Annotated in this window: 22 protein-coding genes; 8 read left to right on the top strand and 14 right to left on the bottom strand. The window is 62.6% G+C overall.

What is annotated here, in order from left to right; all coding sequences use genetic code 11:
- Positions 1 to 3: 3 nt before the first annotated feature.
- The 7 genes from glgA to NKH16_RS18515 all read right to left on the bottom strand — a co-directional run bounded on the left by glgA (position 4) and on the right by NKH16_RS18515 (position 10,730).
- Positions 4 to 1,449: a glycogen synthase GlgA gene (glgA, locus tag NKH16_RS18545; protein WP_352449097.1), complete on the bottom strand. Its 1,446-nt coding sequence runs from the start codon at positions 1,447 to 1,449 to the stop codon at positions 4 to 6.
- A gap of 3 nt (positions 1,450 to 1,452) precedes the next feature.
- Entirely contained in the window at positions 1,453 to 2,718 is a 1,266-nt protein-coding gene (gene glgC / locus NKH16_RS18540) for a glucose-1-phosphate adenylyltransferase (protein ID WP_352490794.1), read from the bottom strand.
- A 35-nt stretch (positions 2,719 to 2,753) separates the two neighbouring features.
- Entirely contained in the window at positions 2,754 to 4,967 is a 2,214-nt protein-coding gene (gene glgB / locus NKH16_RS18535; protein WP_352569906.1) for a 1,4-alpha-glucan branching protein GlgB, read from the bottom strand.
- 145 nt (positions 4,968 to 5,112) lie between these two features.
- A complete protein-coding gene (locus tag NKH16_RS18530) occupies positions 5,113 to 7,581 on the bottom strand; it encodes a glycogen/starch/alpha-glucan phosphorylase (RefSeq protein ID WP_352900974.1) in 2,469 nt (822 codons plus the stop codon).
- 175 nt (positions 7,582 to 7,756) lie between these two features.
- A complete protein-coding gene (locus tag NKH16_RS18525) occupies positions 7,757 to 8,545 on the bottom strand; it encodes an ATP-binding cassette domain-containing protein (RefSeq protein ID WP_352618611.1) in 789 nt (262 codons plus the stop codon).
- Complete coding sequence (locus NKH16_RS18520) at positions 8,542 to 9,624, bottom strand: ABC transporter permease (protein WP_023679302.1); 1,083 nt, start codon at positions 9,622 to 9,624, stop codon at positions 8,542 to 8,544. Before NKH16_RS18520 ends, NKH16_RS18525 begins: the two co-directional genes overlap by 4 nt.
- Positions 9,625 to 9,713: 89 nt before the next feature.
- Positions 9,714 to 10,730 carry a sugar ABC transporter substrate-binding protein gene (locus NKH16_RS18515; protein WP_352449223.1) on the bottom strand — a complete coding sequence of 339 codons (1,017 nt, stop codon included), beginning with the start codon at positions 10,728 to 10,730 and terminating at the stop codon, positions 9,714 to 9,716.
- Between the two features lie 230 nt (positions 10,731 to 10,960).
- Between NKH16_RS18515 and NKH16_RS18510 the strand changes: the two genes are divergently transcribed.
- The 6 genes from NKH16_RS18510 (at position 10,961) to NKH16_RS18485 (ending at position 16,212) form a co-directional block, all read left to right on the top strand.
- Positions 10,961 to 12,190, top strand: a complete 1,230-nt coding sequence (locus NKH16_RS18510; protein ID WP_352576861.1) for an ROK family transcriptional regulator — start codon at positions 10,961 to 10,963, stop codon at positions 12,188 to 12,190.
- Positions 12,191 to 12,192: 2 nt separating this feature from the next.
- Positions 12,193 to 12,639 carry an RbsD/FucU family protein gene (locus NKH16_RS18505; protein ID WP_023679299.1) on the top strand — a complete coding sequence of 149 codons (447 nt, stop codon included), beginning with the start codon at positions 12,193 to 12,195 and terminating at the stop codon, positions 12,637 to 12,639.
- Positions 12,636 to 13,559 carry a carbohydrate kinase family protein gene (locus NKH16_RS18500; protein ID WP_352900969.1) on the top strand — a complete coding sequence of 308 codons (924 nt, stop codon included), beginning with the start codon at positions 12,636 to 12,638 and terminating at the stop codon, positions 13,557 to 13,559. The genes NKH16_RS18505 and NKH16_RS18500 overlap by 4 nt, the downstream gene beginning before the upstream one ends.
- Before the next feature lie 253 nt (positions 13,560 to 13,812).
- Positions 13,813 to 14,955: a DegT/DnrJ/EryC1/StrS family aminotransferase gene (locus NKH16_RS18495; RefSeq protein ID WP_352900966.1), complete on the top strand. Its 1,143-nt coding sequence runs from the start codon at positions 13,813 to 13,815 to the stop codon at positions 14,953 to 14,955.
- Between the two features lie 18 nt (positions 14,956 to 14,973).
- Complete coding sequence (locus NKH16_RS18490) at positions 14,974 to 15,180, top strand: hypothetical protein (protein ID WP_352490787.1); 207 nt, start codon at positions 14,974 to 14,976, stop codon at positions 15,178 to 15,180.
- A gap of 12 nt (positions 15,181 to 15,192) precedes the next feature.
- Positions 15,193 to 16,212: an LLM class flavin-dependent oxidoreductase gene (locus NKH16_RS18485; RefSeq protein ID WP_352900963.1), complete on the top strand. Its 1,020-nt coding sequence runs from the start codon at positions 15,193 to 15,195 to the stop codon at positions 16,210 to 16,212.
- Positions 16,213 to 16,263: 51 nt separating this feature from the next.
- On the opposite strand, the gene NKH16_RS18480 is transcribed toward NKH16_RS18485, so the two are convergent.
- From NKH16_RS18480 to NKH16_RS18470, 3 genes are all read right to left on the bottom strand, one after another.
- Positions 16,264 to 16,746, bottom strand: coding sequence for an RES family NAD+ phosphorylase (locus NKH16_RS18480; protein ID WP_352900960.1), 483 nt, complete (start codon positions 16,744 to 16,746; stop codon positions 16,264 to 16,266).
- Positions 16,743 to 17,177, bottom strand: coding sequence for an antitoxin Xre-like helix-turn-helix domain-containing protein (locus NKH16_RS18475; protein ID WP_352576915.1), 435 nt, complete (start codon positions 17,175 to 17,177; stop codon positions 16,743 to 16,745). Before NKH16_RS18475 ends, NKH16_RS18480 begins: the two co-directional genes overlap by 4 nt.
- Positions 17,178 to 17,246: 69 nt before the next feature.
- Positions 17,247 to 17,873: a CDP-alcohol phosphatidyltransferase family protein gene (locus NKH16_RS18470; RefSeq protein WP_352900957.1), complete on the bottom strand. Its 627-nt coding sequence runs from the start codon at positions 17,871 to 17,873 to the stop codon at positions 17,247 to 17,249.
- A 275-nt stretch (positions 17,874 to 18,148) separates the two neighbouring features.
- Here NKH16_RS18470 and NKH16_RS18465 point away from each other — a divergent pair, with 275 nt between their 5' ends.
- Both NKH16_RS18465 and NKH16_RS18460 read left to right on the top strand, forming a co-directional pair.
- Positions 18,149 to 18,622 (top strand): phosphatidylglycerophosphatase A family protein, encoded by a 474-nt coding sequence (locus NKH16_RS18465; RefSeq protein ID WP_352900954.1) that lies wholly within the window; start codon positions 18,149 to 18,151, stop codon positions 18,620 to 18,622.
- 79 nt (positions 18,623 to 18,701) lie between these two features.
- Positions 18,702 to 19,778: a tartrate dehydrogenase gene (locus NKH16_RS18460; protein ID WP_352900951.1), complete on the top strand. Its 1,077-nt coding sequence runs from the start codon at positions 18,702 to 18,704 to the stop codon at positions 19,776 to 19,778.
- 435 nt (positions 19,779 to 20,213) lie between these two features.
- Here NKH16_RS18460 and NKH16_RS18455 read toward each other — a convergent pair whose 3' ends face one another.
- From NKH16_RS18455 to NKH16_RS18440, 4 genes are read right to left on the bottom strand one after another with little or no spacing between them, the layout of a single operon-like run.
- A complete protein-coding gene (locus NKH16_RS18455) occupies positions 20,214 to 21,392 on the bottom strand; it encodes a hypothetical protein (protein ID WP_352900948.1) in 1,179 nt (392 codons plus the stop codon).
- 55 nt (positions 21,393 to 21,447) lie between these two features.
- The gene (locus NKH16_RS18450; protein ID WP_352900945.1) at positions 21,448 to 22,455 is read right to left on the bottom strand and encodes a succinylglutamate desuccinylase/aspartoacylase family protein; all 1,008 of its coding nucleotides are present in this window, start codon (positions 22,453 to 22,455) and stop codon (positions 21,448 to 21,450) included.
- Between the two features lie 9 nt (positions 22,456 to 22,464).
- Positions 22,465 to 22,809, bottom strand: coding sequence for a RidA family protein (locus NKH16_RS18445; RefSeq protein WP_352449113.1), 345 nt, complete (start codon positions 22,807 to 22,809; stop codon positions 22,465 to 22,467).
- A 49-nt stretch (positions 22,810 to 22,858) separates the two neighbouring features.
- Entirely contained in the window at positions 22,859 to 24,178 is a 1,320-nt protein-coding gene (locus NKH16_RS18440) for an alanine racemase (RefSeq protein WP_352900943.1), read from the bottom strand.
- Positions 24,179 to 24,241 lie beyond the last annotated feature (63 nt).

Here is a 24,241-nt window from a genome sequence, read left to right as displayed (position 1 = left end):
CAGTCAGGCAGCCCTTTTCGAAAGCAGCAAGCGATAGTGTTGGACATATTTTTCGGCGCTTTTGTCCCACGAAACGTCGGCCTTCATGCCTTGCCGCTGCATCGACGTCCACACTGCGGGATTGGCATGCGCCTCGACAAGGCGGCGGACGGCGTGCAGCAAGGCGCCGGCATTGGCGGGCGCAAACTGGAAACCGGTCGCCACGCCGGCAGAGATGGCGGCTTCGTTGGCATCGATGATCGTGTCGGCAAGGCCGCCGGTGCGCGCGACCACCGGCACGCAGCCATAGCGCAGGCCGTAAAGCTGTGTCAGCCCGCAAGGTTCGAAGCGCGATGGGATAATGATGGCGTCGCTGCCGCCCTGCATGGTGTGGGAGAGTCCCTCGTCATAGCCGACGACGACGCCGATGCGGCCGCGATGGCGGGCTGCGGCGGCAAGCAACGCGCCTTCCAGCCCAGCGTCGCCAGACCCAAGGATTGCCAGCCGTGCACCTGCCGCGACGATGCCGTCGACGGCCGCAGCCAGTATGTCCATGCCCTTTTGCCAGGTCAGCCGGCTGACGACGCAGACGATCGGGCTGTCATCGCGATCGAGGCTGAAACGGTCCTCGACCGCGGCCTTGTTGGGCATTCGCGCCTTCAGCGTCTTTGCGGTGTAGTTGGAGGGTAGATGCTTGTCGGTTTCCGGGTTCCATATCTCAGTATCGATGCCGTTGACGATGCCATGGAGATCGACGGAGCGCATGTTGATCAGGCCGTCGAGGCCCATGCCGAATTCGGGCAAGCGGATTTCCTGCGCATAGGTCGGGCTGACCGTGGTGATCGCCCAGGCGGCCTGCAGGCCGGCCTTGAGGAAGCCGACGCCGCCGTAATATTCGACGCCGTCGAGCGCCATAGCCGCCGCCGGCAGGCCAAGCTCGCCAAAGATGCCGGCGCCGAACTGACCCTGGAAGGCGAGGTTGTGCACGGTGATCATCGACGGCGTGCCGACCGCCTTGCCGTAGCGCATGTAGGCAAGCGTCATTGCCGACTGCCAGTCATGGGCATGGACGATATCGGGCAGGTAGCCCGAGATCGCACCGCCGGCAATATCACCGCCTACCTGGCTCAGGGCCGCGAACCGCCGCCAATTGTCCGGCCAGTCGGCGCCTGTCGCGTTGCCGTATGGGCCGCCGGGACGGTCGAAAAGATGCGGCGCGTCGAGCACGAACAGGTCGAGGCCGGCGATCTGGACGGCGTGCACCGACGCCTTGCCGCCCTGCAGCAGCGGATATTGCTGAACCGCCTTCTTTTTCTTGAAGGCGCCCATCACCTGCGGGTAGCCGGGGACGAGCGTGCGCATGGTGACGCCCTTGCCGGCCAATGCCATGGGCAAGGCGCCGGTTACGTCGGCGAGCCCTCCGGTCTTGACCAGCGGAAAGATCTCGGGCGCCACCGACAGAACCTGCATGCACTACGATCCCAGCCTGTTGATCATGTCCTGCGTGACCAGGCAGATGCCTTTTTCCGAAACGCGGAAACGCTTGGCGTCGAGGACGGGATCCTCGCCGACCACCAGCCCCTCCGGAATCCTGACGCCGTGATCGATGACTACGCGCTTCAGCCTGGCGTTGCGGCCGACATGGACGTCGGGCAGCATGACGACTTCCTCCAGCGTCGAATAGGAATTGATGCGCGCGCCGGTGAAGATCAGGCTTCGCTTCAGCGAAGCGCCCGAAACGATGCAATCGCCCGATACGAGAGACGACACGGCCGACCCGCGGCGGCCATCCTCGTCATGCACGAACTTTGCCGGCGGCTTCAACTCGGCATAAGTCCAGATCGGCCAGTCGCGGTCGTAAAGGTCGAGTTCCGGCGTGATGTCGGTCAGGTCGATATTGGCCTCCCAATAGGCGTCGACCGTGCCGACGTCGCGCCAATAGGCCTCGTTCTCGGCGGTCGAGCGCACGCAGGATTTGGCGAAGCGATGGGCGATCGCCTTTCCGTGCTCGACGATGTAGGGGATGATGTCCTTGCCGAAGTCGCGGCTCGAGCCGGGCTCCGCCGCATCGCGACGCAATTGCTCCATCAGGAACTTGGTCTTGAACACATAGATGCCCATCGAGGCCAGCGCAAAATCCGGCTTGTCGGGAATGCCTGGCGGATCGGCGGGCTTTTCGATGAAGGAGATAATGGTGTCCTTGGGATCGACATGCATGACGCCGAAGCCGGTAGCTTCCATGCGCGGCACTTCGAGGCAGCCGACGGTGACGTCGGCGCCGGCCTCGACATGCTGGCGCAGCATCATTTCGTAGTCCATCTTGTAGATGTGGTCGCCGGCCAGGATGACCATGTATTCCGGCCCATAGGCCTCGATGATGTCGATGTTCTGGTAAACGGCGTCGGCGGTGCCCTCGTACCATTGCGTTTCCGACACACGCTGGCTGGCCGGCAGGATATCGAAACTCTCATTGCGCTCGGGCCGCAGGAAGTTCCAACCGCGCTGCAGGTGGCGGATCAGCGAATGCGCCTTGTACTGGGTGGCCACGCCGAGGCGGCGGATACCGGAATTGAGCGCATTGGAGAGCGCGAAATCGATGATGCGGGTCTTGCCGCCGAAATAGACCGCCGGCTTGGCCCGGCGGTCGGTCAGTTCCTTGAGCCGGCTGCCACGGCCGCCGGCCAGCACATAAGCCATGGCGTCGCGTGCCAGCGGCTGTGTTCGTTTTATTTCAGCCATTCCTATCCTCCCAGGTTAGATGCTCCAGACATAGCTCAGTCCGGGACGAATTCGAGCATGATCGTCGACAGCGGCGGCAAAAGCATCGTCGCCGAAATGCCTCCTCCTTCCGCCTGAGCCTCGACGCCGCCGCTATTGCCCTTGCCGGAACCGCCATAATCCGTGGCATCGGTGTTGATGATCTCGCGCCATTTTCCGGCGTGCGGCAACGGCACGCGGTAATTGTCGCGCGGCACCGGCGTGAAGTTGGAAATGACCGCGACCGGGTTGCCGCCCGGCGCGCTGCGCAGCCAGGCAAATACTGAGTTCGCGCTGTCGTCGACGATCAGCCAGGAAAAGCCCTCCGGCTCGCAGTCGCGGGCATGCAGCGCGGGGCGCGAGCGGTAGAGATAGTTGAGATCGCGCACCGTCTGCCAGACGCCGCGGTGGAGCCGGAAATCGAGCAGGTTCCAGTCGAGCGCGCGCCCCTCGCTCCACTCGCGGCGCTGTGCGAACTCCTGGCCCATGAACAACAGCTTCTTGCCGGGATAACCCCACATGAACGCGTAATAGGCGCGCAGCGTCGCGAATTTCTGCCAGTCGTCGCCGGCCATCTTATTGAGCAGCGTGCCCTTGCCGTGCACCACTTCGTCATGGGACAGCGGCAGCACGAAATTCTCGCTGAAGGCGTAGACCAGACCGAAGGTGATGTCGTTGTGGTGATGCTTGCGGAAGATCGGCTCCTTGGAGAAATACTCCAAAGTGTCATGCATGAAGCCCATGTTCCATTTAAAACCGAAGCCCAGTCCGCCTTCATGCACCGGCTGCGAGACTTTCGGCCACGAGGTCGATTCCTCGGCGATGGTCATCACACCTGGATGGTGGCCGTAGACCTCCTTGTTCATACGCTGCAGGAAGCTGACCGCTTCGAGGTTCTCCCGCCCGCCCTTCTCGTTGGGAATCCATTCACCGGCCTTGCGCGAATAATCGAGATAAAGCATCGAGGCGACCGCATCGACGCGCAGTCCGTCGACGTGATATTTCTCGGCCCAGAACAGCGCATTGTTGACCAGGAACGAAATCACTTCGCGGCGCCCAAAATTATAGATCGCGGTGTTCCAGTCGGGATGGAAGCCCTTGCGCGGATCGGCATGTTCGTAGAGCGCGGTACCGTCGAACTTTGCCAGACCGTGTTCGTCAACCGGGAAATGCGCCGGCACCCAGTCGAGGATGACGCCGATGCCTGCACGGTGGGCGCCGTCGACGAAGCGGGCAAAACCGTCTGGATCGCCAAAGCGGGCAGTCGGCGCATAGAGACCCGTCGTCTGGTAGCCCCAGGACGGGTCATAAGGGTGTTCGGAGATCGGCATGAATTCGATGTGGGTAAAACCGGTCTCGACCACGTAAGGGATCAGCCTGTCGGCGAGCTCATCCCACGACAGGAAGCTGCCGTCGTCGTGAAGCCGCCATGACCCGGCATGGACCTCGTAGATCGATACGGCTTCGCGCCTGTGGTCGGCATTGCGCCAGTAGTTCCGGTGCGCCTCGTCACCCCATTCATGCGCCGGCGGCAGTGCCGTCACCGAGGCGGTGGCCGGGCGCAGTTCGGACTTGAAGGCGAACGGATCGGCTTTGAGCGGCAATCTCACGCCATCCGGCCCGATGATTTCATATTTATATGGGCGGCCAGCGCCGATGTCGGGAATGAACAGCTCCCAGATGCCGGTGTCGCGGCGGACGCGCATGGTATGCCTGCGGCCGTCCCACTCGTTGAAGTCGCCGACCACCGAGACGCGCCTTGCATTGGGCGCCCACACCGCAAAATGCACACCCGATGCACCTTCATGGTCGATGAGATGGGCGCCGAGCTTGTCGAACAGCCTGAGATGCGACCCTTCGGCGATGTAATAATCGTCCATCGGGCCGAGCACGGGACCGAAGGAATATGGATCGGTCAGCCACCAGTCACCGCCGGAATTCCTGGCGTGATAGCGCAGCGGCTGGCGTTTGCGCAGCGACAGTTTGCCTTCGAAGAAACCGCGGTCGTCGCGTCTCGACAGCTCGCCGGCCTTCTTGCCGGTCAGCGTATAGGCGGTGACGAACTCGGCATGAGGGACGAAGCAGCGGGCGACAAAGCCCTTTCCCGCCTCATGCACGCCAAGCACGGCAAACGGATCGCCGTGCGTGCCGGCGACAATCGCCGCGACATCGCCGGCTGGCGCCAGTCCGTCCGGCCCGCTTGTCGCAACGGTCGCGCGCGGCTTGCTCATCAGGCAGTGACCCTCCCCGGGCACCAAGTGTATGTTTCTAGTGGAGTTTTGAATTCGACATTCGCATGCCGCCTTACCCTCCAAGGGATGCGAGGGTCAAATCACTCCACTAGGGCCACATTGTTCGTAGTCTCATGCAATCACATCAGGCGGGCACGTGCCAGATGTCTTTCGCATATTGGCGGATCGTGCGGTCGGACGAGAACCAGCCGACGCGCGCGACATTGCGGATGGCTCTGGCGTACCAGTCCGGGCTGTTGCGCCAGACGGCATCGACGTCGCGCTGGGTGGCGGCGTAGGCATCGAAATCCGCGGCGACCATGAACCAGTCGCTCTGGTAAAGACCGTTGATCAGGTCGCGATAACGGTCCGGATCGTCAGGTGAAAAGACTCCGGATGAAACCGCGGCCAGCGCCTGCGCCAATTCAGGCGATCCCTCGATCACAGCGCGCGGATCGTAACCATTGTTGCGTCGCTCGGCGACCTCATCGGTGGTCAGGCCGAAGATGAAGATATTGTCGTCGCCCACGCATTCCTTGATCTCGACATTGGCGCCGTCGAGCGTGCCGATGGTCAGCGCGCCGTTCAGCGCGAACTTCATGTTGCCGGTGCCGGACGCTTCCATGCCGGCGGTCGATATCTGCTCCGAAAGATCGGCGGCCGGCATCATGATCTCGGCCAGGCTGACATTGTAGTTCGGCACGAACACCACTTTCAGCAAACCGCGCACCGCCGGGTCGCGGTTGATGACCCGGGCGACGTCGTTGGCAAGTTTGATGATCAGCTTGGCGTTGTGATAGCTGGGCGCCGCCTTGCCGCCGAAGAATTTGACGCGAGGCATCCAGTCGCGCTCCGGATGCGAGCGGATCTGGTCGTAAAGCGCGACCGCTTCGAGAATATTCAAGAGCTGGCGCTTGTATTCGTGGATGCGCTTGACCTGGGTGTCGAACAGCGCCGATGGGTCGACCTTGATGCCGAGCCGGTCGGCAACGAGCTTGGCAAGCCTCGCCTTGTTCGCCCGTTTGACGGCGGCGAACTTGTCGCGGAAGGCGGCGTCCTCAGCGAAAGGATCAAGCCGCTTTATCTCGTCGATGTCGTCGAGGAAGCCGTCGCCAATCGCCTCTCGGGTGAGTGCAGTGAGGCCGGGATTGCACTGTATCAGCCAGCGCCGCGGTGTGATCCCGTTGGTCTTGTTGTTGATGCGATCCGGGTAGAGCCTGTGGAGGTCGGCAAACACCGTCTCCTTCATCAATTCCGTATGCAGTGCCGACACGCCGTTGATCGAGTGCGAGCCGACAAAGGCCAGATTGCCCATACGCACGCGGCGATCGCCATTTTCCTGGATCAGCGAGATGCGGCTGATCTGCTCGTCCGAGAACTGGTCGGAGGCGCGCGCTTCGAGCAGCACTTCGGCGTTGATGGCGTAGACGATCTGCATGTGGCGCGGCAACAGCCGCTCGAACAGCGGCACGGGCCAGCTTTCCAGCGCTTCGGGAAGCAGCGTGTGGTTGGTGTAGCCGAAGGTGCGCTTGGTGATGCTCCAGGCCTGGTCGAAATCCATGCCGTGGACATCCATCAACAGGCGCATAAGCTCGGCTACGGCGATGGCCGGATGGGTGTCGTTGAGATGGATCGCCGCCTTGTCGGGCAGCGATTGCAAGTCGCCATACTGGCTGAGATGACGCTGGACGATGTCCTGCAGCGAGGCGGTGGAGAAGAAATACTCCTGCCTGAGCCGCAGCTCCTGGCCGGCCTTGTGGGAATCGGCCGGGTAAAGGACGCGCGACAACGCATCGGCCTTGTTGCTTTCGGCGAGTGCGCCGATGTGATCGCCGGCGTTGAACTTGTCGAGCAGGATCGGGTCGACCGGCATGCCGGACCACAGACGCAGCGTGTTGACGCGGTTGGCCCGCCAGCCAACCACCGGCGTATCGTAGGCAACGGCCAGAACATGTTCGGTCGGCTTCCAGACATGGCGCTCGAGCCTGCCGTCGTTCGAGGTGACCGATTCCACCGAGCCGCCGAAGCCGACCTCGAAGGAGCGTTCGCGGCGCTCGAACTCCCAGGGATTGCCGTGATCGAGCCACGTCTCGGGCAGCTCCACCTGCCAGCCGTCATGGATCTCCTGCCGAAACATGCCGTTGGCGTAGCGGATGCCGTAGCCATGCGCGGGGATATTGACGGTCGCCATGCTTTCCATGAAGCAGGCGGCGAGCCGGCCAAGACCGCCATTGCCAAGGGCAGCGTCCGGTTCGAGCGCAGCAATGATGTCGAGGTCGACGCCAAGCGACGACAGCGCCTCGCGCATATTGTCCATCAGGCCGAGATTGGAGAAGGCATCGCGCATCAGGCGGCCGATGAGGAATTCCAGTGACAGGTAGTAAACGCGCTTTTCCTGCTGGGCGTAGGCCTCTTGGGTCGCCTGCATCCAGTGATCGACTATGCGGTCGCGTACAACCTTGATCGAGGCGGTGAGCCAATCGTACTGGGTTGCAACGTTGGTGCCCTTGCCGACCCTGTATTTGAGGGCTTGCAAGACTTCCTCGGCGAGCGTCTTGGGATCCGGGTTTTTGAGCGTGGGCAGAGGAGCTTCGGTTGTCATCGCGCGCGTCATGCTGCCTCTCGTGACGTTGCCAGGATCATGCGGCTTTCACCATCTCTGCCAATGCTAGTGCATCCCACCGGATGTTCAATCGATTCGGGTGATCGCAAGCCGGGTTGCCCTGCGGCAATTTGGCATTTGGAAACATCGCGTTTGGGCCCCTCGGCGATGGGCCTCAAGTTCTTGCTCAAGCCGCCAGCGCCGCTTCCGGCGGCACCTTGGCGCCAGTCATGAAGGCGACGGCGTCTGACATCGTATACTGCTTCGGATCGATGACACACAGGCGACGGCCGAGCCGGTGAATGTGGATGCGGTCGGCCACCTCGAAGACATGCGGCATATTGTGTGAAATCAGCACGATAGGCAGGCCTCGGCGTTTGACGTCGAGTATGAGTTCGAGCACGCGGCGGCTCTCCTTGACGCCGAGCGCGGCCGTCGGCTCATCCATGATGACCATCTTCGAGCCGAAGGCGGCGGCACGCGCCACCGCCACGCCTTGGCGCTGGCCGCCGGAGAGCGTTTCCACCGCCTGGCTGATGTTCTGGATCGTCATCAGGCCAAGTTCGGTGAGCTTGTCGCGGGCACGCTTTTCCATCGCCGGACGGTCGAGCATGCGCAGCCATTCGCCGAGGAACCCGGGCTTGCGGATCTCGCGGCCGAGGAACATGTTGTCGGCGATAGACAGCGCCGGCGACAGAGCCAGGTTCTGATAGACGGTCTCGATGCCGGCCTCGCGCGCCTCCATCGGTGATTTGAAGGCAATAGGCTTGCCTTCAAGCCGTATCTCACCTTCGTCCGGGGTGACCGCTCCGGAAATGGCTTTGATAAGCGACGACTTGCCGGCGCCGTTGTCGCCAATGACAGCAAGGATTTCGCCCGGATAGAGGTCGAAGTCTGCGCTGTCGAGAGCGGTGACGCGGCCGTAGCGCTTGACCAGGCTGCGCGCGGTAAGGATCGGTTCGTGAATCTGGTTCATGCCGAGATCTTCCTGATCCACTGGTCGATACCAACAGCGATGATGATAAGGGCGCCGACGGACAATTGCGTCCATTGCGGATCTGTCCCCCAAAGCCTGAGGCCGAGCGCGAACACGCCGACGATCAGCGCGCCGAAGATGGTCCCGAGGATGGAGCCGCGGCCGCCGAACAGCGAAGTGCCGCCGATCACCACGGCGGTAATCGAATTGATGTTCTCGAACTGCCCGGCCTGCGGCGAGACCGATCCGATGCGTCCGATCAGGGCCCAGCCGGCGATGGCGCAAATGATACCAGTCAGCGTGTAGACCGCGACCAGCATCCGGCTGACCCGCACACCCGACAGTTCCGCGGCCTCCGGGTCGTCTCCGACCGCATAGACATGCCGGCCCCACGCGGTGTGATTGAGCACGTACCAGGCAATTGCCGCCATGATCAGCACCAACAGCACGCCATAGGTGAAGACGGCGCCCCCGATCCTGAACGATCCGCCGAAAAACTGCAGCAGCGGCGCCGTCGTCTCGAGATCCTGGCTGCGGATGGTCTCGTTACCGGAATAGATGAAGTTGATGGCAGCGTAGATCGACCAGGTGCCGAGCGTCACGATGAAGGGCGGCAGTTTCACCCAGGCGATGAGAATGCCGTTGATCAAGCCGCAAATCGCGCCGACAAGCAGCCCGACGGCAACGGCCACCGGCGCTGGAACACCGTAATGCATGGCAAACTGGCCCATGACGACCGAGCTCAGCACCATGATGGCACCGACGGACAGGTCGATGCCGGCGGTGAGCACCACCAGTGTCTGCGCGATGCCGACCATGCCGGTTATCGCCACCTGCTGGAGGATCAGGGTGAGGGTGAAAGGAGAAAAGAAGCGTCCGCCGACAACGACTGCGAACAGAGCCACCGAGATGATCAGGATGATCAGCGGCACCATGGCAGGGCTTTTGTGCAAGCGGTGCTGGATGCTCTCCAGCGTCGAGCGGGAATGCGTCTCGAATGAAGCGACGCTGGTGTCGCTAGTGGCCAGGACCGTCTCGAATTCCTGCGGTCCCTTGCTCCTGGTTGTTTCGACGCTCAAGTCGGCCTCCCCGCCTGTGATGTGGAGCGGCCGAAACCGCTCCACATTCTCTATTGTTCTTTTGAAGTTGAGCCGATCAGGGGATCAAATCAACCCCAGCACTTGCTGAGGCCTTGCTTCGTGTCGATGGATTCGATGCCGGCGGCAGGCTTGTCGGTGATCAGCGTCACGCCGGTGTTGTAGAAGTTCAGACCGGGCGACGGCTCAGGCTTCTTGCCGCTGTCGGCAAAGGTCTTGATCGCCTCGATGCCGAGCGAGGCCATGAGCAGTGGATATTGCTGTGAAGTGGCGCCGATCACGCCCTCGGCAACGTTCTTGACACCCGGGCAGCCGCCATCGACCGAGACAATCAGGACGTCCTTCTCCTTGCCGACGGCCTTCAGCGCCTGGTAGGCGCCCGCGGCCGCGGGTTCATTGATGGTGTAGACGACGTTGATATCCGGATCCTTCTGCAGGCAATTCTCCATGGCAGTGTGCCCGCCATCCTCATTGCCGCTCGACAGATCGTGACAGACATTGCGTGCGTCGGTTTCGTCGCCGATCTTGTTGGGATCGCCGAGGTCGATGCCGAAGCCCTTCATGAAGCCTTGATCCCGCTGCACGTCGACAGAGGGCTGGCTGGCGATAAGATCCATGTAGGCGATGTGCGCGTCCTTGGCCTTGTCGCCCAAGGTGGCCTTTGCCCAGGAGCCGATAAGCTCGCCGGCCTTGAAATTGTCGGTCGCAAACGTCGCATCCGCGGCGTCGGCAGGCTCGAGCTGGGTGTCCAGAGCGATCACCAGCACCCCTGCATCACGCGCCTTCTTCACCGCCGGCACGATGGCCGCAGTGTCGGTGGCGGTGATCAAAATGCCCTTGGCGCCGTCGGCGATGCAGGATTCGATCGCCGCAACCTGGCCCTCATTGTCGCCTTCCGCCTTGCCGGCGTAGGCCTTCAGATCGACACCAATTTCCTTGGCTTTCGCGGCGGCACCTTCCTTCATCTTGACGAAGAAGGGATTGGTGTCGGTCTTGGTGATCAAGCAGGCGCCGACCCCGGCGGCCGATGCCGTCGACGCAAAGGCCATCAGGCTCAGTCCGGCCGCGGCAAACACGGTGGATTTCAACAGTTTTGACGTGGTCACGATTTTCCTCCCATGGAACCATTTAGGATGCCGGCCAACCGGCATCTGCAGCGCGTCCGACGAAATCTCCCAGTGTCGACGCCGATCTCAAGAGACACCAGTCCGCCAGCACTGTCAATAATTAAATCACTCTTATTTATTATTGACATCGCAGGATTGTTCACCCACTCTAGACCAAAAGCATTGAGGGGAAAACGACGGGAGGAACAGGGGTGGAGACCGGCGTTACGAGGCACGGTTCGCCCGATGCGGCCGAAAGCCGTCTGCACCGCGGCACCAATCAAAGCGGCATGCGGGACCACAATGAGCGGCTGGTGCTGTCGCTGGTGCGTCAGCATGGCAGCCTGGCCAAATCCGATATTGCGCGCATGACGGGCCTTTCGGCGCAGACAGTGTCCGTCATCATGCGCGAGCTGGAGGAGGACGACCTGCTCGTCCGCCAGGCGCCGTTGCGCGGCAAGATCGGCCAGCCCTCGATACCTATGGCGCTCAATCCCGACGGCGCCTATTTCATCGGCCTGAAGATCGGCCGCCGCAGCGCCGAGCTGGTGCTGATCGATTTCCTCGGCAATGTGCGCTCGATGCTGCAGCATTCATACCGCTATCCGGCGCCGCGCGAGACGGTAGAATTCGTCACGAGCGGCATGAAGAAGATGCGCAGCGAACTCACCCCTGCGCAGGACAAACGCATCGCCGGGCTTGGCATCGCCATGCCGTTCGAATTGTGGAACTGGGCCGATACCGCCGGCGCGCCGCGTGAAATCATGGACGAATGGCGCCATCGCGACATCCGCGCCGACATCCAGGCGCAATGCGAATTTCCAGTGTATCTGCAGAACGACGCCACCTCGGCCTGCGGCGCCGAGCTCGTGTTCGGCCAGGCGGCGGGTGCGGCACGCGATTTCGTCTACTTCTATATCGGCGCCTTTGCCGGCGGCGGCATCGTGCTGAACGGCCGGCTGTTTGGCGGCCCGACCGGCAATGCCGGCGCGCTGGGCTCAATGCCAGTGCCCGGGCCGGACGGCAAGCCGACGCAGTTGATCGACGTGGCGTCGATCGCCATGCTGGAAAAGGCGCTCAACGCGCGCGGCATCGAGGCCTCGCATCTGTGGACATCACCGGGGGACTGGGGCGAGATCGGCGCCGAGCTTGACGACTGGATCGCCAGCGCCTCGCAGGCGCTTGCCTATGCCATCGTTTCGGCCTCCTCCGTCATTGATTTCGAAGCCGCGGTGATCGACGGATGGATGCCGCTTGCCGTGCGCAGGCGGCTTGTCGATGCCGTTATCCAAGCCATCAGCCGGATCGACGGCGAAGGCCTGAGGCTGCCGGCCGTTCGCGAGGGAACCGTCGGCATCCATGCGCGGGCGCTGGGTGGCGCCAGCCTGCCGCTGTCGGAGCGCTTCCTCATCGGCTCGACCACGATTTCCCGGAGCTTCTGAGCATGCTGATCGGCATCCCGGCGCTGCTCGGCCCCGAGCTTCTGGCGATATTGCGCGCCATGGGCCATGGCGACGAGATCGCCTTGGTCGACGGCAACTACCCGGCCGAGCAGCAGGCACAGCGGCTGATCCGCGCCGACGGTCATCATCTCGTCCCCGTGCTCGATGCGGTATTGAGCGTATTGCCGGTCGACGACGCCGTGCCGCAGGCGCTGTTTCGCGCCTCGGCCAAAGGCGATCCCCTGCTCGCCGATCCGGTTCACCATGAGATGGAAGCGATCTGCGCCAGGCGTGCGCCGGGCCGCAAGGTGGTTGCGCTTGCCGGCGCCGACTTCTATGCACGGGTCAAGGCCGCGCACGCGATCGTCGCGACAAGCGAGCCGCGGCTCTATGCCAACATCATCATTCGCAAGGGCGTGATCTATCCGCCGGAAAGCAAGACTTCATGATTCTCTGCTGCGGCGAAGCCCTGATAGACATGCTGCCGCGCACCACGACGGAGGGCGAGCCGGCCTTTGCGCCCTATGTCGGCGGTGCCGTCTTCAACTCGGCCATTGCGCTCGGCCGGCTCGGAGCGCCGGCTGGCTTCTTCTCCGGCCTGTCGTCGGATCTGTTCGGCGGGCAGTTCAGGGAGGCGCTGGGGGCCAGCAAGGTCAGTTCCACCTATGCGCACACCTCGCCGCGTCCGACCACGCTCGCCTTCGTGCGGCTCACCAACGGCCAGGCGGCCTATACATTCTATGACGAGAACACCGCCGGACGCATGCTGACCATCGAGGACCTGCCGGAACTCGGCAGCGAGATCGAGGCCATGCTGTTCGGCGCCATCAGCCTAATCTCGGAGCCAGCCGGGTCGGCCTATGAAGAGTTCATGCGACGCGAGCATGAGCGCCGCGTGATGATGCTCGACCCCAACATCCGGCCAAACTTCATTCCGGACAAGGCCAAGCACCTCAGGCGCATCCGCAACATGATGGCGATGGCCGACATCGTGAAACTGTCGAACGAGGATCTGAACTGGTTCGGCGAAGCCGGCTCGCATGAGGACGTCGTCCGCAACTGGCTGGAGCGCGGTCCGAAGCTGATCGTCGTCACCCATGGTAGCGAGGGCGCGGTCGGTTACAGCAGCCAGCACCGGGTCACCGTCGTGCCGGACAAGGTCGAGGTGGTCGATACGGTCGGCGCCGGCGACACATTCAATGCCGGCATTCTTGCCTCCTTGCACGAACAGGGTCTGCTGTCGAAGACGGCAATCGCCAGTTTGCCGGAAGAAGCCATCCACAAGGCGCTGACGCTCGGCGCCAAGGCCGCGGCGGTGACGGTATCGCGGGCCGGCGCCAATCCGCCATGGCGGCATGAAATCGCCTGACCGGCTGGCAACAGGCTCGCGGACCGCTTGCCGGCGATCACTTTATGTTTCGCCCAGCCAGTGGGGCGGGATACAAAGGCCACATCAAGCATGCCGAAGCCCGGATTTCCCCGCGTTTAAGAGGGCAGATCGGAAACCAGAGGTAACAGGCTGCGACACTTGAGCAATTCAGGGTTTTGCCCTGCGGCTTTCTCGGCCGTGCCAAGTCTGCTACCAGCGGCCGGTTATCTGGCTAAAACCGTTTGAGGCCGACATGCAGTTCATCGATCTTGGCGCGCAGCGCGAACGCATCCGCGACAGGCTGAAGGCGGCAATCGACCGCGTCGTCGACGAAGGCCGCTATATTCTCGGACCTCAGGTCACCGAATTCGAAAACAAGCTCGCCGCCTATATCGGCACCAAGCATGTGGTCGCTTGCGCCAACGGCACCGATGCGCTGCTGCTGCCGCTGTTTGCCGCCGGCATCGGCCCGGGCGACGCGGTGTTCGTGCCGAGCTTCACCTTCGCCGCCACGGCCGAAGTGGTGGCGCTGACCAAGGCCGAACCGGTGTTCGTCGATGTCGATGCCGACAGCTACAATATCGACGTCGCCAGCCTCGAGGCGGCAATCGCCATGATCAAGGCGGAGGGCCGGCTGAGGCCTAAGGCAATCATTCCCGTCGACCTGTTCGGCCTCGCCGCCGATTACGAGGCGATCATGGCAATCGCCGATCGCGAAGGCCTGATGGTCATCGAGGATGCGGCGCAGGCGACCGGCGGCTCGGCTCACGGCAAGATGTGCGGCTCGTTCGGCACCGTCGGCTCGACCAGCTTCTATCCGGCAAAGCCGCTTGGCTGCTATGGCGACGGCGGTGCGATGTTCACCAATGACGATGCGCTGGCCGAACAGCTGCGCTCGTTCGCCTTTCACGGCAAGGGCGAAACGCAATACGACAATGTCCGCGTCGGCATCAATTCACGGCTCGACACGCTTCAGGCGGCGATCCTGATCGAGAAGCTGGCCATCCTCGAGGACGAGATGGTGGCGCGGCAAGCGGTCGCCAATCGCTATGCCGAAGGTCTCGGCGATATCGTCAAGGCGGCGCGCAATCTGGGCGGCGGCCGCTCGGCCTGGGCGCAATACGCCATCGAAACGCCGAAACGCGACGGGCTCAAGGCACATCTCGGTGAAAAGGGCATTCCGTCGGTCATCTACTATGTGAAACCGCTGCACAGCCAGATTGCCTATCGCGATTATCCGCGCACGCCGACCGGCCTTGCCGTTTCGGAAGAGCTGCCGAAGCGCATCCTGTGCCTGCCGATGCATCCCTATCTGAGCGAGGCTGACCAGGACCGGATCATCGAAACGATCCGTAACTATATCGGCTCGAATTCGGCGCATGTAGCGGCGGCATAAATTCGAAAGCTTCGAAGCATGGTCGCGGAATACATCGACGAGTTCATCATGTTCTGCGCCGGGTTGTGGATGGCTGGCGTCGGCTTCGGATTTCTCGCAGACCCGTTCCAAGCTCGCCCCGGCCAGCAGCAAGCATGGTGGACCAACTTTGGGACTCGCTTCAAATGGATGGGACCGCTGTTGATCCTCATCGCGATAGCGCTCGCATTCGCGGCGCCTTCCTAGGCAGGCTATTTCATGAAGAAGATTGGTTTCCTGTCGTTCGGGCACTGGACGCCCTCGCCGCAATCGCAGACGCGGACGGCATCCGACGCGCTTTTGCAGTCCGTCGAGCTGGCCGTCGCGGCCGAGGAGCTGGGCGCGGACGGGGCATATTTCCGCGTGCATCACTTCGCCCGCCAACTCGCCTCGCCGTTCCCACTGCTGGCGGCGGTCGGCGCGAAGACCAGCCGAATCGAGATCGGCACGGCGGTGATCGACATGCGTTACGAGAACCCGCTCTACATGGCCGAGGACGCCGGCGCCGCCGATCTGATCGCCGGAGGGCGTCTGCAGCTGGGCATCAGCCGCGGCTCGCCGGAGCAGGTAATCGAGGGATGGCGCTACTTCGGCTACGCCCCGCAAGAGGGCGAGAGCGATGCCGACATGGCACGCAGACACACCGGAGTGCTGCTCGAAGTGTTGCTGGGCAAAGGTTTTGCGCAGCCTAATCCGCGGCCGATGTTTCCCAACCCGCCCGGCCTGCTTCGCGTCGAACCACACTCGGAGGGCCTGCGCGAACGCATCTGGTGGGGCGCCGCCACAAAGGCGACCGCCGAATGGGCGGCGAAACTGGGGATGAACTTGCAGAGCTCCACGCTTAAATTCGATGAAGGCGGAAAGCCGTTTCACATCCAGCAGGCCGAACAGATCCGGGCTTTTCGTGAGGCCTGGAAGGCGGCCGGACACACGCGCGAGCCGCGGGTGTCGGTCAGCCGGAGCATTTTTGCCTTGGTCGACGATCGCGACCGGGCCTATTTCGGCGGCAACCAGAGCGGAGATCATTTCGGTTACATCGAGGCAGACAGGCGCGCGGTGTTCGGCCGCTCCTATGCCGCCGAACCGGACGTCCTGATCGAGCAGCTAAAGGGCGACGAAGCCATCGCCGAGGCCGATACGCTGCTGCTTACCGTCCCCAACCAGCTCGGCGTCGACTCCAATGCCCATGTCATCGAGGCGATCCTGACCCATGTCGCCCCCGGCTTGGGCTGGCGCTGACGAGTTTGAACAATCGACGCCGCAGGCAGGAACCTGCCCCTCCTGACCTGCTCAGGGGCCGAACAGGCGACTGTCCCAATATACGGGTTGATGCAGGCTGGCTGTGATCAAGGCAAACTCCGGATGGGTCGGATTGATCAACACGTTGTTGTCGAGGCGAGCCACGACGCTTGGCACGATCAAGATCGCGCTGCGGCGCTCGACATACCACGTCTCGCCGAATTCCTTGCTCACCTTTGCCGTCATCATATCCCACCCCGGCAGCGACGGCTGCGAAAATATCTCGTAGCTTAGCCCGCGCGGAACCATGATCTGGACGTAGTGCTGGTTGGGCGGCAGTCTGCCGCTGCCGTGCACCAGCTTTTCCAGCAACGCTGTCGAATAGTGCTCGCTGGTGTAAATCACTGGGCTGCCAGGCGTGTTCCAGCGGCCGGGCGCGATCGTCGAGCCCGTCGCGTCAAAGATCGGATAGGTGCCGGCAGGATCGCCGATCCTGAAGCACGGCAGCGTCCGATCGAGTATCTGCGCCGTCAAGCGGCAGTGCCGTATTTCAGGCCTGCAAGGATATCGATCACCAGCTCGGCGCCGATCTCGTTTTGGATGACCATCTCGATCGGGCGTCGGTCTTCCAGCATGGGATGAGGTCGAAATAGAAAGTCACGAGCCTCATCTTCGATCTTCCAGACGTCGAGGGCCAAGTCCCATGCACGAGCCACCCGGGCCACTCGCATGCCCTCCTCCGAAGACAGTCGAAGAGCGCCCCTCTTGCGACGTTCATAGGTTGCCTTTGGAACGAGGCGGTATTTGAATTGGGCATCGGCCGGTGCCAGCAATTGTGAGACGCGTTCGAGCGCGCCGATGGGCAATCCGCCTTCAATTCGAGCCATCAGCCCGAATGGCGACCGTGCAGCCGTTTCCTTGGGCGACAGCCCCAGCACGTCGGCTATATTTCCAAATGCTAACATCTCTGCTTCCCATTCATATGAAGCAGTATATAGCCTCACATGAGGCTGAATGCAAGCGTTCTTGCGGTCTCACGGCTGCTTGCCGTCGGCTCGTTTAAGCATCGCAAATGCACGACTGATCCGTTGCAGGGCTGTGGCGTTGGCCAGCACTGCGTACAGCGCGAACCCGCCCGCCAGAATCCAGGGCGAAGCCGCGCCCATGGCGGTCGCGACTCCGTCCGTGGCGAGCAGCACGCAAATGAACACCAGACGTTCCATCCGCTCGAAGAAATCCGGCCAACCATGGTTTTCTACGGGAATTTCCAGCGCCGTCCGCGCCTTGGCGTAACTGGTCAGGATCCCGCCGGCGAACGCGAACATTGCGATCGCCCACAGATCGGCGACCCAGCCGATAGCCGCAAAGACGGCTAATTCCTGATAGCGGTCGACGACGGCATCGAAATAGCCACCGGCCTTGGTGCTCATATTTGTCCGGCGGGCGACCGCACCGTCCAGCGCGTCGAAGGTGAAGGCAAACGCCAGGCAAAGGCCAAAGGCAAGACTTGAATGGTGATAGACATAGGCGGCCGACGACAAAGCGACGAGCACCAGCCCGCTAGCCGTAACCTGGTTCGGCGTCATGCCGATCCCGATCAGCGGAGAGACGGCCTGCTCCCATAGCGGGTCGATGCGACTTTTCATGAGACCGGCGATCATGGCGGCTCCTCTGATGATGTCGTTTCACCGAGCTTTACCAGCAATTTGCGGGTTTGTTCCACCGTCGCCACCGTTCGACTTGGTCAACGCAGACGGAGAACTGGCTCAGCAACGTTCTCAACCCGCCGCAACAGCGATTTCTTTTTGGCAGATGCGGCCGGCGGATTAAGGCGCTCGCCAAAGCTGACGGAGCAAATCGACCGGCGGTCTGGCGGCCGCACCCGAACGATGTGACTATGATTGCTTGCCATCCGTGGGAAGCCGGCCGAAACTCGATGCATAAATTTTCACCCAGGTTTGCCTACCTGCTCGCGACCTCTCTTGGCGCGGGATTATCTCCAGTATGGCCGGGCACGGTCGGCGCAATGGTTGGAGTGGCTGTTGCCGCAGCTCTGATACCTGCATCGCCTTGGCTGACCGTGCTTGCCTATGCGGCCCTGTTCGCCGTTGGCGTATGGGCGTCATCGCATCTTATCTCCGGTACCGGGACGGAGGATCCGCAGATCGTCGTCATCGATGAGACCTTCGGCGCCGCCGCGACACTTTCCATGCTTCCGATCGACCCACTCTGGTGGGCAGCAGGCTTCCTTGCTTTCCGGTTTTTCGACGTCGTCAAGCCTTGGCCCATCCGTATCATGCATGACAAGGTAAGGGGTGGGGCCGGCATTATGCTGGACGACGCGGCCGCGGCTGTCGTCGCTGGGGCGTTGCTGCTCCTGCTGAACGGTTTGATTGACCATTTGCGGTAATGGGGGCATTCGGCCCCACTGCCAAAGGCCAGCACGATGGTCCATGCGAGTTTAGCGCCACAAGAGGAGGACTGGACCAATGCGAAGCTATAGGATCGCGGCCATTCCAGGCGATGGGATCGGCAAGGAAGTCGTAGCGGCCGGCCTTCGTGCGCTGGCCGCCTGCGCCACGCGCGACGGCGGTTTCAGTCTCGAGGTGCAGCATTTCGACTGGGGCTCGGACTACTACAAGCTCAACGGCGTGATGATGCCCAAGGACGGCACCGAGCGGCTGAAGGCCTTCGACGCGATCTATTTCGGCGCCGTCGGCGCGCCAGACGTGCCCGACCATCTGACGCTTTGGGGGTTGCGGCTCGCGATCTGCCAGCCCTTCGACCAATACGCCAACGTGCGCCCGACCCGCATCCTGCCCGGTATCGAGAGCCCGCTTCGCGGCGTCACGGCAGGGGATCTCGACTGGGTCATCGTTCGGGAGAATTCGGAAGGCGAGTACGCCGGCCAGGGCGGGCGCTCGCATCTCGGCCTGCCTGAGGAAGTTGCAACCGAGGTCTCGATCTTCACCCGCGCCGGCGTCACGCGCATCATGCGCTTCGCCTTCGAGATGGCGCGGTCACGGCCGCGAAAGCTGTTGACGGTGGTCACCAAGTCGAACGCCCAGCGTCACGGCATGGTGCTCTGGGACGACATCGCGCATGAGGTCGCGGCTGATTTTCCGGATGTCGCATGGGACAAAATGCTGGTCGACGCGATGACGGTGCGCATGACGCTCAATCCGTGCTCGCTCGACACGATCGTCGCGACCAACCTTCACGCCGACATCCTGTCGGATCTTGCGGCCGCACTTGCCGGATCGATCGGCATCGCGCCGACTGCGAACCTCAACCCCGAGCGGCGGTTTCCGTCGATGTTCGAGCCGATCCACGGCTCGGCCTTCGACATCACCGGCAAGGGCATCGCCAATCCGGTCGGCACGTTCTGGTCGGCGGTGATGATGCTGGAGCATCTCGGCGAGCCGGCTGCCGCGGCGCGCCTGATGCGCGCCATCGAGCGCGTGACGGCGAACGCCTCACTGCACACGCCCGACCTCGGCGGAACCGCCACCACCGACAAGGTCACCGAAGCGGTTTGCACGGCCCTACTCGGCGACAACGAGTAGGAAAAGGAGCAAGCGCCTGGCATCGCTGTCATTCCCAGTGATGGCATCGGCAAGGAAGTCATGCCCGAAGGCGGGAGGCATCCGCACTCGCCGCCGTTCACCGATAGTGTTCGTGCGCCTCCGTGCGGAAACCGAACCCATCAAGTGTTTCGATCAGCACCTGTACAGGATCAAGCACACCGTGCGTTGACCGCCACGCGACAAAGCCGTCCGGCCTGACGAAGGCGGCACCGCCGCTACGTATACTCGGAAGCGTATAAAGACTAAAATACGCTAGAGCGTATAATCTTAGATCCCCATGGACCTTCACAGCCATGCTTTCAGCTTGTCCGACCGCCGCCGGCCAATGTGACCGAAGCGAATAGTCGGCACGCTCATAAAGCTCCAAGGCAAAGCGAGGTCAGTCCTAGCAGACTGAGGCAACGGATCGGTTTTTCAAACGGATCGTGCGGCACTCAGCCAATCGAGTCGTGCGGCAGGGACAAGGCCGTAATTGTAAAAATTGATGCCGTCGACATCCGGCGCCATCGCAGGTTTCACCTTGGCGGTGAGGATATCGGGGCCTGCCATTTCCGGATAGAACAGCCGGTAGCCGGCGCCGAGGAATTTTTCCGCGCCAAGGGCTGCGCGTCCGGCTGCCATCAGTCTGGCGACCTCGCCGGGCTGCATGTCGTAGGCACACAGGATTGCCCCGTCACAGACCTTGCCGAGCGCCGCGAGATCGCAGCCGCCAAGCCAACCGTCTTTCAAATCGATGATGACAACGCGGGTCGCCGGATTGGCCACCTCGCGCAGTTCGGCGACCAGGCTGGTCACCGGTTCGAACCGCCACAGCAGGTAGCCATGGAGTTCCGGCCATGGCAAAAAAGTGTCGAGGCCGCTCCCCGGAAAGTCTGGAAAGCGCCGTTCGGGCACGGCGCGCTCGCAGGTCTCGACGATCCATTGCCCGACGAGCTTGCGCGCTACTTCGCCGTCGACGCCGGCCCCGGCCGCGCGCGCAAGGCAGGACGGACAGAAACATATCGACAACAGAAAATCGTCTTCCGGCGTCAGCCCGACACCATCTTTCTCATGATGGTATTCGTGGGCGAAGCCCATGAAGGACGGGCTTTCAAGCTCTATCCGGTCCGGCCTGTAGCTGTGCGAGATATCGGCGATCAGCGCGCGGACATAAGCGCGCGCTTCTGGATGTGATGGGCAGAGATTGTAGTAGTTGGCATCGCCGAAGGCGTTGCGGGTTACGGCCTGCGGATGAAGCATGCCGAGCCGGGTGTTGTGCAAGCAGACCGTCCAGCACGAAACGCCGAGCCCGCCCACCTCGCGCCGGCGAACAAGGTCGCCAAGCACATCGCCGCCTTCCATGATCACGTCCGCCACCTTGGGCTGGATGGCAAGGTCGGCCCAGTGTGCCGCATCTGGCTTGAAATAGATGGTTCCGTCTTCCGGAAAATAGGCTTTCCGGCGCGGGCTGCGCGGCTGCAGGAACCGGCCAGCGTGATACGAAGTCGCCAGACTGATCATGTTGAGCCCGGCACGCTCGACAAGATCGCGCTCGACCGTCTCCAAGCCCAGATCCTGGACATCCCAAGGATAGGTCCACATGGACAGTTGCATCCGGTTATCCTCAGTCTTGATCCCGATATGGGCGTATGGTCGGGAGGGCTTCTTATCAGTCGACCGGCTCGGCGACCTGCATGAGGCAGTCTCCCGCCTCGCACATCGTGTGCAGCCGGCGCGAAAGCACAATGCCGCTTTCGACGAAGTGCAGGGCTTGCTCGGCGAGGTCGAGCCGTTCGAGGTCGTGGTACCAGCCCGCCAGTTGGCCTGAAGTCACGCTGTCGCCCAGCCTGACTGCCGGCTCGAACCAACCACGGCTTGTGGCATAAAGACCCTGACTGTGCCGAGACAACGAAAGAAGCCGCGTCGGCGCCGAAGGCCCGGTTGCCGGTGCAAGAACCGGCGCCTCAACCACTCCCAAGGCGGCCATCAGGGCGTCGAGTGCGCGGGCGGTAATCTCCATCGTATCGACCGTGACAGTGCCACCGCCGCCGAACTCTCCGCTGACGCCGATGGCGCCGGCCCGGCGCGCCGCACCCATGGATGTCGGTGAGGCCTGGCCGTTGTCGGCCACGAACCCATAGGGCATGCTGAGCGTCCGCATCAGCTCCACACCGCGCCGGTGCCGGTCGGGATCGGTATTGTGCTCGACCAGCGCGGTCGGCAGATGCTCCATCGAGGTGCCGCCAGAATGAACGTCGAAGATGACGTCGTGGCGGGGAAACAGTTCCATCTCCAGGAAATTGGCAAGCCGGCTTGTTGGCGTGCCTGACGGGTCGCCCGGAAAGGCGCGGTTGAGATTGCCGCCGTCGAGTGGCGAGCAGCGCTTTGCGGCGATCACCGCCGGCACGTTCGCCATCGGCAGGATTGTGACGCGACCCTTGATCCGCTTGGGATCGAGCCGGCGCACCAGCTTTGCCAGCGACAGCTCGCCTTCATATTCGTCGCCGTGATTGCCGGCCATCAGAAGGACCGACGGGCCTTCGCCGTTGCGGACAAGGCAGATCGGGACCTTGACCTGGAAATAGGGCGAACGGTCGATCGAAAACGGAATGCTGAGATGGCCGAGTGTCTTGCCGTCCCGGTCGAAGTCGAGCGTATGGCTGAGGCCAGTGTGCATGGCGGCGGCTCAGACAGCTGCGATCGCAGTGACCTCTATGCGGAGGTCGGGATCGGCGAGACGCGCCTCGACACAGGCGCGCGCCGGCAGGCGCGCAGGATCCACCCAGGCATCGTAGATGCTGTTCATGGCATCGAAGTCGGCGATCTGCGGCAGGAAGATATTGATCGCCACTAGCCTCGACTTGCTGCTGCCGGCCTCAACAAGGAGCGCCTCGACCTTGGAGAGCACGTCGTTCGTCTGACCCTCGATGCCGGCCTTGCGGTCGTCTGCCACCTGGCCTGCGATGTGCACAAGGCCGCCATAGACGACCGCCTGAGACATGCGGGAGCCGGACTGGAAGTACTTGATCATATCAGATCCTTTCGAGGTTCTCTTTTTTGGAAGTGGCCGCGATATCTGCTCAGCCGAAATAGGTAGGAAAGGCGTGGCGGACATACCCGGCCGCGTCGGCGCCGAAGATCACGCGATAGCGATCGAGGCAGGTGCAGGGGTGCGAGATGCCGAATTCAACGACGTCACCAACGGCAATATCGTCGCCCGACGCAATTGTCAGGAAGGCGTGCTGGTCGTTGAGCTTGAAGACCTCGGCACGCGCTTTCGGCAGCTGCTTGCCGGCACGAAAGATGGTCACGACCTTCGGAAAGCCCTGGTCGAACGACACGTCGCGCATGCCCATACCGCAGATAGCAAGGCCGGGCTCCGGCCGCGACAGTACCTCGGCCCACAGGCGCAAGGCCGGATGGAAGGAATTTCGTGCGGAAGCACTGACGCCGCCGATCGCAAAACCGTCGCGGGCATCGAGTGCGCCAAGCGACCTGTCGTAGACGCCATGGTCGTGAAAGAAGATGGCGCCGCTGCGCAGCACCAACGTGGCATTGCCGTCCCTGGAGACGAGGGGCGAAAGCGCTGCGACCACCTTGTCGAAGTACACCGAGCCGCCGGCGGTGACGATCAGCGGGGTGTCGCCGCCGACGCGGGCGCGGAGCGGCAGGAACATATCGGCTGTCATTGCCAACAGGGCGGATATCGCCTCATCGGTGCGGCCAGGATCGGCTTGCGCCGCGGCACCTTCGTAGGTTGCGACCCCGGCGATCAGCAGCCGCCCTCCGGCTGCTACAACCGCGTCGGCGATCGCCTCGGCTTCGCCGGTGGTCCGGGCGCCTGCCCTCCCCGCACCAAGTTCGACGAGCACGCGCAATGGCGGCAGCGTCGCATTGGCGCGCCAAGCTTCAGCAAGCGCATTCACGGCGTCGAAAGAGTCGGCAAAAACGTAGAACTCGGCGCTTGGCCAGGCGCCGACAAGGACAGCAAGTCGGTTCGCACCACCTGGTCCGCCGACCTCATTGGCGATGATCAGCCGAGAGAGCCCGGCTCTGAGCATCACTGTGGCCTGCCTTATGTCGGCGACGGTCGTGCCCCATGCTCCGGCCTCGATCAGCGACCGGGCAAGGTCAGGCGCCATCGGGGTCTTGGCATGCGGGGCGATCACGGCGCCCTGTTCTCGCGCATACCCCAGGAACAGGTCACGATTGGCGATGAAGGCCTCCTCGTCGAGGGTCAACACCGGCAACGACATACGTCCATGCGCTGGATGCCAGCGCTCAGATGCGACAAAGCTGCTGTCCAGCCCGAGGGTGCCAGGCGGCACGCCGCGGATACGATCGTCGAGCAGGAAATTTTCACGGGTCGCGAGCGACAGTACGGGTGAGTTTTCGGTCATCCGATGCTAGTCCTTTCGCTTTCGCAGGATGAAGTCCGGATCGATTTCCGATGCCGGCCACAC

Source organism: Mesorhizobium sp. M1307 (genome assembly GCF_040318155.1).
Lineage (GTDB): Bacteria > Pseudomonadota > Alphaproteobacteria > Rhizobiales > Rhizobiaceae > Mesorhizobium.
Note: the sequence above shows the minus strand (reverse complement) of the source record. Positions and strands in the feature narration are given on the sequence as shown.

Coding starts and splice junctions, on each gene's coding strand:
- glgA (WP_352449097.1), bottom strand. CDS start 1,449: ATGCAGGTTCTGTCGGTGGCGCCCGAGATCTTTCCGCTGGTCAAGACC.
- glgC (WP_352490794.1), bottom strand. CDS start 2,718: ATGGCTGAAATAAAACGAACACAGCCGCTGGCACGCGACGCCATGGCT.
- glgB (WP_352569906.1), bottom strand. CDS start 4,967: ATGAGCAAGCCGCGCGCGACCGTTGCGACAAGCGGGCCGGACGGACTG.
- NKH16_RS18530 (WP_352900974.1), bottom strand. CDS start 7,581: ATGACGCGCGCGATGACAACCGAAGCTCCTCTGCCCACGCTCAAAAAC.
- NKH16_RS18525 (WP_352618611.1), bottom strand. CDS start 8,545: ATGAACCAGATTCACGAACCGATCCTTACCGCGCGCAGCCTGGTCAAG.
- NKH16_RS18505 (WP_023679299.1), top strand. CDS start 12,193: ATGCTGATCGGCATCCCGGCGCTGCTCGGCCCCGAGCTTCTGGCGATA.
- NKH16_RS18500 (WP_352900969.1), top strand. CDS start 12,636: ATGATTCTCTGCTGCGGCGAAGCCCTGATAGACATGCTGCCGCGCACC.
- NKH16_RS18495 (WP_352900966.1), top strand. CDS start 13,813: ATGCAGTTCATCGATCTTGGCGCGCAGCGCGAACGCATCCGCGACAGG.
- NKH16_RS18490 (WP_352490787.1), top strand. CDS start 14,974: ATGGTCGCGGAATACATCGACGAGTTCATCATGTTCTGCGCCGGGTTG.
- NKH16_RS18485 (WP_352900963.1), top strand. CDS start 15,193: ATGAAGAAGATTGGTTTCCTGTCGTTCGGGCACTGGACGCCCTCGCCG.
- NKH16_RS18475 (WP_352576915.1), bottom strand. CDS start 17,177: ATGTTAGCATTTGGAAATATAGCCGACGTGCTGGGGCTGTCGCCCAAG.
- NKH16_RS18470 (WP_352900957.1), bottom strand. CDS start 17,873: ATGATCGCCGGTCTCATGAAAAGTCGCATCGACCCGCTATGGGAGCAG.
- NKH16_RS18465 (WP_352900954.1), top strand. CDS start 18,149: ATGCATAAATTTTCACCCAGGTTTGCCTACCTGCTCGCGACCTCTCTT.
- NKH16_RS18460 (WP_352900951.1), top strand. CDS start 18,702: ATGCGAAGCTATAGGATCGCGGCCATTCCAGGCGATGGGATCGGCAAG.
- NKH16_RS18455 (WP_352900948.1), bottom strand. CDS start 21,392: ATGCAACTGTCCATGTGGACCTATCCTTGGGATGTCCAGGATCTGGGC.
- NKH16_RS18450 (WP_352900945.1), bottom strand. CDS start 22,455: ATGCACACTGGCCTCAGCCATACGCTCGACTTCGACCGGGACGGCAAG.
- NKH16_RS18445 (WP_352449113.1), bottom strand. CDS start 22,809: ATGATCAAGTACTTCCAGTCCGGCTCCCGCATGTCTCAGGCGGTCGTC.
- NKH16_RS18440 (WP_352900943.1), bottom strand. CDS start 24,178: ATGACCGAAAACTCACCCGTACTGTCGCTCGCGACCCGTGAAAATTTC.